Here is a 6,219-nt window from a genome sequence, read left to right as displayed (position 1 = left end):
CATCGACTCGGGAACCGGGGCTTTTTTGCGTTGGTGCCAGGTCGTCAGCGCACACCGATCCATAACTCCGCGACGCCGGGCGAACACGCCTCAGGCGGAACGAAGGGTGCTTGCCGGCCAGAGGCGTTGGCCTGGCCCTCGCTGCCCTCGTGCCGGGGCGGAAGGGGAATGCGGTGCACGGTGCGCCACGTCCGGTGGACGGGTCCAGGACGGGGCGGCCGAGAACACGCACCGAGCCGTAGCCGTTGGGCAGGGTGTCGAGGACGACGATGCGCGGCTCACGTGCCGGAGCCGCGGGCCCTGTGAGGTGGCGAGGACCGTCAGGCCCGCGCCGGTGAGTGTGAGAAACCCGCGTCGTCTCACAGATCTCCCGCCAGTGCTGGGGCGTTGCGTCCCTCGCCGGTCACTGTGGTGCGAAGGGGCAGCGGGAGGGCGGGTTCGGCCGCGTCGGCCGGGACCCGTGCCCGATTACAGTGGGGCGGTGCGCTACGACCTGGTCATCTTCGACAACGACGGCGTGCTCGTGGACAGCGAGCCGATAGCCAACCGCATCCTGGCGGGCCTGCTGACGGAGGTCGGGCACCCGACCTCCTACGAGGAGTCCGTCCGCGACTACATGGGCTCTGCGATGCACCGCGTCCACGATCTGGTCGCCGAGCGCACCGGGCAGCGGTTGCCGGAGGACTTCGACGCGACCTACTACGCACGGGTCTTCGACGGCTTCCGGCGCGAGCTGGAGTCGGTGCCGGGTGTGGCGACGGTGCTGGACAAGCTGGCGGCGGACGGGATTGCGCACTGCGTCGCGTCCTCGGGCAGTCACGAGCGCATCCGGGTGGCGCTGAAGAAGACGGGGCTGTACGAGCACTTCGGCGAGGAGCGGATCTTCAGCGCGCAGGACGTCGGGCGTGGGAAGCCGGCTCCGGACCTGTTCCTGCACGCCGCGCGCACGATGGGCGTGGCTCCGGAGCGGTGCGCCGTGGTGGAGGACAGTCCGCTCGGGGTGCGGGCCGCGGTGGCGGCCGGAATGGACGCCTTCGGCTTCACGGCGATGACGCCGGCGGAGAAGCTCGCGGGGGCACGGGAGTTGTTCGCGGACATGGCCGAACTGGCGGCGAAACTCTTCGTGTGACCGCTCTACCCGTCCGTAGCCGGCAGCCCTACGCTGCACGCTCATGGACGGCATCGACGGCGGTCTGCGCCATGGACGGGCCTCGCTGGCCGTCGGCTTCTTCGCGCAAGGGGCGACCTTCGCTCTGCTGGTGACCCGGATCCCCGCGCTGCAGGACCGCTACGGCGTCAGTGACGCGCTGCTGCCCGCGTTCTTGGCCGCGGTGCCGGTGCTGGCGGGTGTGGGGAGCGTCGCCACCGAGCACCTGGTGAAGCGGGTGCGGCCGAGCGTGGTGCTGCGCTGGGCGCAGCCGGCGGTGTGCCTGGCGCTGCTGGGGGCCGGCGCCGGGGAGGCGTTGTGGCAACTGGCCGCGGCGCTGGCCGTCTTCGGGATATGCGTCGGCGCCCTGGACGCGTCCATGAACATGCTCGGGGTGAGTCTGCAGCGTGCCTACGGCCGCAGCATCATGCTGGGCTTCCACGCCGCGTACAGCCTCGGCGGCATCCTGGGGGCGTCGCTGGCTTGGGCGGGGGCGCACTGGCAGCTGTCGCTGGCGCTGCTGTACGGGCCGGTGGTGGCGGTGCTGATCCCGCTGACGCTGGTGGGCAGCCGCTGGTACGTCGACGGGAGGGCGGAAACCGGCGGCACACCCGCCGCGTCGGCCGCGGCTCCCGTGGCGATGCGGTTGCTGCTCCCGCTGTGCCTGGTGATGGCGTTCGCGTACATCGGCGACTCCACCGTCTCCAACTGGAGCGCGAAGTACCTGCAGGACGTGCTCGGCGGTTCCGAGCAGCTGGCCACCGTCCCGTACAACGTCTACATGGTCACCACCCTCCTGGGCCGTTCGGTCGGGGACCTCGGTGTGCGGCGCTTCGGGGCGGCAGCGGTGGTGCGGGCGGGCGCGCTGGTGGCGGCGGCGGGCTTCGCGGTGGTCGCGGCCGCGCCCGGCGCGTGGGTCGGGATGGCGGGCTTCACGCTGCTGGGGCTGGGCCTGTGTGTGATCGTGCCGCAGACGTTCGCGGCTGCCGGGCGGCTTTTCCCGGAGGCGTCGGACACGGCGATCGCGCGGCTGAACATCTTCAACTATGTGGGTTTCCTGGTCGGTTCACCCCTGGTGGGCGCCTTGGGCGACGCCTGGAGCTACCGGGGGGCGATGCTGGTGCCGATGCTGCTGGTGGCGGCGACTCTGCTGTACGCCCACTCGTTCGGGACCGATTCCGCCCGATACGGTGTCGGCCATGAGCGGCCGCGCACAGCTGATGTGGGACGAGCAGGTAACGGGCTATGACTTCGGTCGCGGGCACCCGATGGATCCGGTGCGGCTCGCACTGACCATGGGACTGGTCCGGGCCTTCGGCCTGGATCGCGCGGTCACGGTCGCCGCGGCACCCGCGGCCGGCGACTCGACGCTGCGACTGGTGCACGACGCGGAGTACGTGGCGGCGGTGCGCCGGGCCTCGGCCGACCCCCGGGGCCTGACGGAGCTGGCGTACGGGCTGGGCACCGTGGACACCCCGGCGTTCGAGGGCATGCACGACGTCTCGGCGCTGATCGCGGGCCAGTCGGTCGGGGCGGCGGAGGCGGTGTGGCGCGGCGAGGTGGCGCACGCGGTGAACTTCGCGGGCGGTCTGCACCACGCGATGCCCGCGATGGCTTCGGGTTTCTGCGTCTACAACGACGCCGCGCTGGCCGTGGCCCGGCTGCTGGAGCTGGGCGCGGAGCGCGTCGCGTACGTGGACGTGGACGTGCACCACGGCGACGGCGTCCAGACGGCCTTCTGGGACGATCCGAGGGTGCTGACGATCTCCCTGCACGAGCACCCGCGCACCCTCTTCCCGCAGACCGGGTGGCCGGAGGAGACCGGCGGCGCGTCCGCGGAGGGCACCGCGGTGAACGTGGCGCTGCCGGCCGGCACGGGGGACGAGGGCTGGCTGCGGGCGTTCCACGCGGTCGTGCCGGAGCTGCTGGCGGCCTTCCGTCCGCAGGTGCTGGTGAGCCAGCACGGCGCGGACACGCACTTCGAGGACCCGCTGGCGCACCTCGCGGTGAGCCTGGACGCGCAACGGGCCGTCGCGGAGGCGCTGCACGGCCTGGCGCACGAGCACGCCGGGGGCCGCTGGGTCGCCCTGGGCGGGGGTGGCTACGCGGTGGTGGACGTGGTGCCCCGGACGTGGACGCACCTGGTGGGCATCGCCGCCGGGCGGCCGATCGCGCCGGAGACGGAGACGCCCGAGGAGTGGCGGGCGGAGGTGTACCGCAGGACGCGCCAGATGGGGCCGCTGCGGATGACGGACGGGCGGGACGCGGCGTTCACCGGTTTCGAGGACGCAGGGTACGACCCGGCGGACCGGCTGGACCAGGCGATCCTGGCGACCCGGCGGGCCGTCTTCCCTCCGCACGGGCTGCTGCCGTAGGTGTACCCCGGCCGACACGTCGGTGACAGTGCCGGTCGGTGCTCGATCATGGCGGGACCTCGGGGCGCGGTGGAGATCCCCGTTCTCACTCGAGGCGTCGTCAAGGACGGTGGATCGACGCGTGACCTTCAGGCGATGACCCGGCCGCGGAGGATGATGCGGCTGGGGTGGTCCAGAGCGGAGGCGTCGAGCGCGGGGTCGGTGTCGTAGGCGACGAGATCGGCGGGGGCTCCGTCGACCAGGCCGGGCAGGCCGAGGTAGGAGCGGGCCGACCAGGAGGCCGCGCCCAACGCCGCTTCGGGCGGCAGGCCCGCACGGACCAGCCATTCGATCTCCGAGCCGACGGTGCCGCACGGGAAGCTGTCGGTGCCGGCCAGGACGCGGACACCGGCCTCGTGTGCGGCTCTCACGTTGGGCAGCATCGCGTCCCATCCGGCCAGCCACCAGTTTCGGCGGGCGCTCGGTTCGGCGGCCCGCCGCCGGTCGGCTCCGGAGCCGAAGACGCTGAGCGTGGGGACGAACGCGGTGCCCTGCTCCGCCATCCGATCGATCAGGCTCGGGTCCAGGTGCATGCCGTGCTCCAGAGTGTCGACTCCGGCCAGGACGGCGTTGCGACTGCCCTCGCTGGTCTGGCAGTGGGCGGCCACCCGGCCGCCGATCGAGTGGACGGCCTGGACGACAGCGGTGAGGACGTCCAGCGGCAGTGCGGGTTCGTCATGCCTCCAGTCCCCGATGACCTTGCACCAACCCGACGACGCGGTGGCCTCCTCCACGGCTGCGCGGACCAGGTCGGCCTCGGTCACGTGTCTTCCGAAGCCGGGGAAGAAACGGCCCGGGGTGGCCAGCCAGCGTCCGGCCGAGTGGACGCGGGGCATGTCCGGGTCCTCGTCCACCCAGTCGGGGATGCGGGCTGCGGACCCGGGCGTGCGTACCAGCAGCACTCCGGCGTCCCGGTGGTCGGTCAGATGCCGCCGAAGCGTCGCGTCGCTGAACGGGGCCTCGATGCTCTCGGTGCCGGGGTGGGTATGTGCATCGACCAGGCCGGGCAGCAGCCAGCCGCCGTCGACGACGAGCTCGGCATCCGGGGCGGCCCCGGCCCTCAGCCGGCCGCCCTCGATCCGGAAGGAACGCTCCTCCCGCTCGGGCAGTACGACACCGCGCACCTGCAGCACCACCAGTGGCCTCCCCGCGGACCTGCCTGCACGTCGGTCGGTCTCACTGATCCTATGAGGGGCCGCGGCAGGAGGACCCCTGCGTCAGTCCGCAGCGTCAGTCCGCAGCGTCAGTCCGCTCTCCGAGGCCGCGCTCGAATCTCGCTCCGGCGGACGAGGGCGACGAGGCGGGGTGCGTTCGCCGTCCGCCACGAAACGCCGGCCGGTCGCGGGGGCCTCTTCCCCTCGCTGGGGCCGTGGGGTCCTGGAGGGCCGTCTGGGCGGGGGTGGCGATCCGAACGACCGCACCCAGGGGTGATGTCCGGCCCGTTCCTGCACGAGAGGGGGCAAGGGAGGCCACCATCGGCGCGTGGTGACTGCTGCCGCGCTGCGTGCGCATCTGGTGGAGGCGGGGATCGCGGGGGCCGTGGCGACTCCGCGGGAGAAGAGCCTGCGCAGCTATCGGCTGTTCGCGGCGGGGGACCCGCGGCAGACGCTGGGGTTGGACCCGGCGCGGCCGTGGACGCAGACCGCCCTGCTGCGGCTGATGGCCGAGCGGTGCGGGGTGTCGCCGGACCCGGGGCACACCCGCGGGCAGGAGGTGATCGACCCGGACCGGACGCTCGCGGGGCTCGAGGCCTTCGCCGTCCGGCTGGGGGAGGCCGCGCGGCGCAGGGAGCCCGTTCTCATCGGTACGGGTCATCCGCACCGGCTGCTCGGGTTCTACGCCGGATTGGCGGCCGCCCTGTCGGCGGCGGGCTGCCCCGTTCTCACCCCGTCGCATGGCCGATGTGTCGACATGACGACGCAATTCGGTCTACGTACCCACAACCTCTGGTACGCGGAGGGCGTCGCGACGGTGCGGTCCGTGCCGGGCGAGGGGGCCATGGGAGCGCCGGCGGTGCACACGCACTCCCCGCTCCCGGTTCGGGTCGCGCTGGCGGGCGCGGCTGGAGGCGCAGGGCCGCTGCCGAGCCTCGTGGTGGGGGACCACGGCTGGGTCTGCGGAGCAGGTCAGCTCGGCATCGAGGCCATCGGGCTGGCCGACGCGGACGACCCGGCGGTCTTCGTCGCGGAGGCGGAGGGCAGGGTCTCGGTCGCGGTTCCGCTTGATGACGCCGTGCGGTCCGACCACTACCGGCCGCTGACGCGCTATGTACTCAATCGAGCGTGTCTGTCACAGTAGTCAACCGATCGCTGCTCCTCTTCCCCACTTGCATCACCCGCACCTAGTCTGGGGAGGAGCGCACGTGCGAGAGGGAGTCACCGGAGGGGAAGCCGGTGCCCGTCATGTGCGGAAGGTTCAGGTGTGTCATGGCTTCTAGCGAGAGGCCTCTCAACGAGGTCGTGTTCCTGACCGTGGCAGAGGTCGCCGCGGTGATGCGAGTGTCCAAGATGACCGTGTACCGGCTGGTGCACAGCGGTCATCTGCCGGCGATCCGGGTGGGGAGGTCCTTCCGGGTACCGGAGCAGGCCGTCCATGACTATCTTCGTGAGTCCTACGTGGGGGTGGGGGAAACCGCCTGACGACCGGCCTCGGTTTCTG

At 72.3% G+C, this 6,219-nt stretch carries 6 protein-coding genes; 5 read left to right on the top strand and 1 reads right to left on the bottom strand.

All coding sequences use genetic code 11. The features are described 5' to 3' along the window. Positions 1-481 precede the first annotated feature (481 nt). Genes AC3ET4_RS01040 through AC3ET4_RS01030 form a run of 3 tightly spaced genes read left to right on the top strand, consistent with a single transcriptional unit; the run spans position 482 to position 3,522 of the window. Positions 482-1,129 (top strand): HAD family hydrolase, encoded by a 648-nt coding sequence (locus AC3ET4_RS01040; protein WP_431944772.1) that lies wholly within the window; start codon positions 482-484, stop codon positions 1,127-1,129. A 43-nt stretch (positions 1,130-1,172) separates the two neighbouring features. Then, positions 1,173-2,396, top strand: a complete 1,224-nt coding sequence (locus AC3ET4_RS01035) for an MFS transporter (RefSeq protein ID WP_431944770.1) — start codon at positions 1,173-1,175, stop codon at positions 2,394-2,396. Continuing rightward, the gene (locus AC3ET4_RS01030) at positions 2,347-3,522 is read left to right on the top strand and encodes an acetoin utilization protein AcuC (protein WP_431944768.1); all 1,176 of its coding nucleotides are present in this window, start codon (positions 2,347-2,349) and stop codon (positions 3,520-3,522) included. The genes AC3ET4_RS01035 and AC3ET4_RS01030 overlap by 50 nt, the downstream gene beginning before the upstream one ends. Positions 3,523-3,650: 128 nt before the next feature. Here the strand turns inward: AC3ET4_RS01030 and AC3ET4_RS01025 are convergent, their stop codons facing one another. After that, positions 3,651-4,697, bottom strand: a complete 1,047-nt coding sequence (locus AC3ET4_RS01025; RefSeq protein ID WP_431944767.1) for an amidohydrolase family protein — start codon at positions 4,695-4,697, stop codon at positions 3,651-3,653. 346 nt (positions 4,698-5,043) lie between these two features. On the opposite strand from AC3ET4_RS01025, the gene AC3ET4_RS01020 reads away from it, so the two are divergent. Together AC3ET4_RS01020 and AC3ET4_RS01015 are read left to right on the top strand one after the other, a co-directional pair. Then, a complete protein-coding gene (locus AC3ET4_RS01020) occupies positions 5,044-5,859 on the top strand; it encodes a phosphatase (RefSeq protein WP_431944765.1) in 816 nt (271 codons plus the stop codon). A 128-nt stretch (positions 5,860-5,987) separates the two neighbouring features. Further along, on the top strand, positions 5,988-6,200 hold the full coding sequence (locus AC3ET4_RS01015; RefSeq protein ID WP_018558718.1) for a helix-turn-helix domain-containing protein: 213 nt from the start codon (positions 5,988-5,990) through the stop codon (positions 6,198-6,200). Positions 6,201-6,219 lie beyond the last annotated feature (19 nt).

The organism is Actinacidiphila sp. bgisy167, assembly GCF_057707665.1.
The sequence above is the reverse complement of the archived record's forward strand: the minus strand, read 5'-3'. Positions and strand labels throughout refer to the sequence as shown.

What these genes read in the sequence shown, in the direction of transcription:
- AC3ET4_RS01035 (WP_431944770.1), top strand. Translation starts at nt 1,173, where the DNA reads ATGGACGGCATCGACGGCGGTCTGCGCCATGGACGGGCCTCGCTGGCC.
- AC3ET4_RS01030 (WP_431944768.1), top strand. Translation starts at nt 2,347, where the DNA reads ATGAGCGGCCGCGCACAGCTGATGTGGGACGAGCAGGTAACGGGCTAT.
- AC3ET4_RS01015 (WP_018558718.1), top strand. Translation starts at nt 5,988, where the DNA reads ATGGCTTCTAGCGAGAGGCCTCTCAACGAGGTCGTGTTCCTGACCGTG.